Source organism: Phenylobacterium sp. (assembly GCF_036495085.1).
Classification (GTDB): domain Bacteria; phylum Pseudomonadota; class Alphaproteobacteria; order Caulobacterales; family Caulobacteraceae; genus Phenylobacterium.
Map to the genome: position 1 here is coordinate 1 of NZ_DASXNL010000083.1, position 2,718 is coordinate 2,718.

Genomic DNA, 2,718 nt, shown 5'->3' on the forward strand with positions numbered 1-2,718 from the left:
GTCGACGACGTAGCGGACATAGCGGTAGTCGCGAATGAAGCTGATCCGGCCGTCCGCCCACTCCAGCCACATCAGATAGCTGGGCTTCACCGCCTGAGGATCCTCGTAGACCGCGATCACCTCGCGGCCATCAAGCCAGGCCGGGGCGAGCCGCACCGGGGCGCTGCGCGAATAGATGCCGAAGAACACGCCCACGTCGGCGGCGCCGGCGCGCAGCGGGTACGTCGACTGGATCAGCCGCACGTCGTCGGCCAGCATCGCGCGCAGCCCCTCCCAGTCGTGCCGGTTGAACAGGGCGACATAGCGCGCCACGGCGGGTGACGGCGGGCGCGGCGCGGGCTGGGCCGGCGCTTGGGCGTTGGCTTGGGCGTTGATGGCCTTGAGCCGGGCCCGCCCGCGGGCGAGGTGGGCCTTCACCGCGTTGACGGTGAGGTCGAGCATGGCGGCGATCTCCTCCAGGGACTGGTCGAGCACATCCTTGAGAATCACCACGCTGCGCTGCACGGTCGGAAGCTCCACGAACCGCGACACTGCCGTTTCGACTGCCTCCCGCCGCATCAGCACCTCCACAGGATCTGGGCTCTCCGGATCGGCGACCTCGTGGGCCGCCTCGATGGGCTCGGCCGCGCGGATCGCGCGGCTGCGCAGCAGGTCGAGCGCACGGTTGTGTGCGATCCGGAACAGCCAGGCGCGGAGTGACGGGACCTCCTGCAGCTCGTCCAGGGCGACGAAGGCCCGGGCGAAGGTGTCCTGCACCACGTCTTCGCCCTCGATCACCGAGCCCATCAGGCGCGCACAGTAGCGGTGAAGCTCCGGCCGCAGCTCCCCGGCGAGCGCCAGGAGCTGCGCTTGGCGCGCCGTGGGCGGCGGTGATGGGTCCCCGCTCAAGCCGCCTCTCTTTCGAGGACCGTGATCCCCGTATCGCCCTTCAGGCCGAAGGCGAAGCCCGTAGCGTACTGCGGATCGTCCAGCACCGCGACCAGGTGGTCACAGAACTGGCGGGGCGGCATCGGCGCGCCGAACCGCGCCAGGAACGCCTCGGGCTCGATGCCCATCGCCCGCGCGTAGGCGCTGGCCCCCGCATCGCCGACCCCGGTCCCGCCGATTATCTGCTGCGGCACGATCGCTTGGAAGCGGATGCCCAGGCCCTTCTGCCCGGCGACCTTATTGGCGTACTTGGCCATGAACCAGAGCATGCGCTTGGCGCCGGCATAGCCGCCCGACAGCGGCGATCCGTTCTCGGCCGCGCCGCTCGATCCCACCAGGACGCGGCTTCCGGGTTTGAGCGGCAGGTTAAGGGCCGCCTGCAGCCAATAGAGCCCGGCCTTGACGTCGGTCTCCCAGGTGGCGGTGAAATCCGCCCAGCTCACCTGATCCAACCGACCCATCCGCGGCTTCGCGCCGGCGTTCAGCGCCAGGATGTCGGGACGGACCTCGGCAAGGATGCGGTGGGCGGCGGCTTCGTCCGTCACGTCGGCGGCGATCGTGGCGACGCCCAGCCGGGCGCGGACGGACTCGAGCGCATCGGCGTCGCGGGCAACGACCGTCACCCTGGCACCGTGCGCGACCAGGGCCTCGACCAGTCCCAGGCCAAGGCCACGGCTTCCGCCGGTGACGACGACAGTCTTATCTTTGAGGCTCATCGGTTCTGCTCCAGTGTCCAGGTGCAGCCAGGACGAACGAGGCGCGGAAAAGGAGTCAATCAACGCCGCCGCGCCAGCGCGTCGCCGCGCGTTGCGCCGGTTCAACTTTCTTTCCGGTTGGGGTCCCCTTTGCCTGTCGTAATCAGGCTGCGCAAACTGTCGTTGATATAAAAGCCCCATGCGCCTGCACATTTGCCGTAGCATTCGATCGCAGGAACCAGGCCGACATGCGTAAAGCGAAGTTCGGTCTTGCGGCCCTTCCTGGTGATCTCAAAGACAATGTCAGAGCCTTTCCACTCTCTCTTGTTTTTGACAAAGTTGATTTGGGCGTCCAGGACGTGCCACGCGACTTTCTTGCCCGCCACCAGTTCGGTGATCCTCTGGGTGCTGCGGTGAATGTCCTGGTATTGGTAAGTAAACTCGGCACCGAGTTTATCGGTACTGCCGTCGATTTCTCCTGACCACCAGCCACGAACATTGTTGATGGCGTCGAAGACTTCTTGGGGAGATTGGTCCACCGAAAAAGTCGCGGTGAAATTCTGATTTGTCATGACTCGCCCCTATCCGTTCTGTTGCGACATGAGGGACGTCGCTCAAGCCGCGTTCGCCGGCACGAATGCTGCATTCTGGCGCTCGAGCGCCTTGGCCGCGCCGCTGCGCCAGCTCTGCGCCAGGGACTCCGACATGGGATCCGGGAAGATATCCTCCTCCTCTTTCTCCACTCCGTCGAAGATGGCTCGCGCAACGGACTCCGGGGAGGCCTTCGGTATTTCGAGGCCTCGGGACATGTCCGTGTCCACGGGGCCGGCCAGGACGGCATGTACGCTCACGCCCCGTCCGGCCAAAAGAGCGCGCAGCGATTGTGACAGAGAGAACGCGGCCGCCTTTGAGATCGAGTAGGCCGGAATGAGCGGCAGGGCGGCGAGCGCCGCCACCGACAGAACGTTGACGATGGCTCCCCGAGAACGAGTCAGCAACGGCAGGAAAGCCTGGGTCACGCCATACGTGCCAAAGAGATTGACGGCGAGGTGGCGTTCGAGCGCGGCTCGATCGCTCAAGTCATCGTAGAGCGCCA

4 protein-coding genes are annotated in these 2,718 nt (G+C 66.1%); all 4 read right to left on the minus strand.

Features of this window, described 5'->3' with window-relative positions:
- Positions 1 to 888, minus strand: an 888-nt coding sequence (locus VGI62_RS09830) for a sigma-70 family RNA polymerase sigma factor (protein WP_331504302.1), incomplete at its 3' end; no start/stop codon positions are given.
- Positions 885 to 1,643, minus strand: coding sequence for an SDR family NAD(P)-dependent oxidoreductase (locus VGI62_RS09835; protein WP_331504303.1), 759 nt, complete (start codon positions 1,641 to 1,643; stop codon positions 885 to 887). The genes VGI62_RS09835 and VGI62_RS09830, both read right to left, overlap by 4 nt.
- A 101-nt stretch (positions 1,644 to 1,744) precedes the next feature.
- Positions 1,745 to 2,194, minus strand: a complete 450-nt coding sequence (locus VGI62_RS09840) for an SRPBCC domain-containing protein (protein WP_331504304.1) — start codon at positions 2,192 to 2,194, stop codon at positions 1,745 to 1,747.
- Positions 2,195 to 2,236: 42 nt separating this feature from the next.
- Positions 2,237 to 2,718 (minus strand): SDR family NAD(P)-dependent oxidoreductase (locus tag VGI62_RS09845; protein ID WP_331504305.1); only part of this gene is annotated, 482 nt, incomplete at its 5' end.

Coding starts and splice junctions, on each gene's coding strand:
- VGI62_RS09840 (WP_331504304.1), bottom strand. CDS start 2,194: ATGACAAATCAGAATTTCACCGCGACTTTTTCGGTGGACCAATCTCCC.
- VGI62_RS09835 (WP_331504303.1), bottom strand. CDS start 1,643: ATGAGCCTCAAAGATAAGACTGTCGTCGTCACCGGCGGAAGCCGTGGC.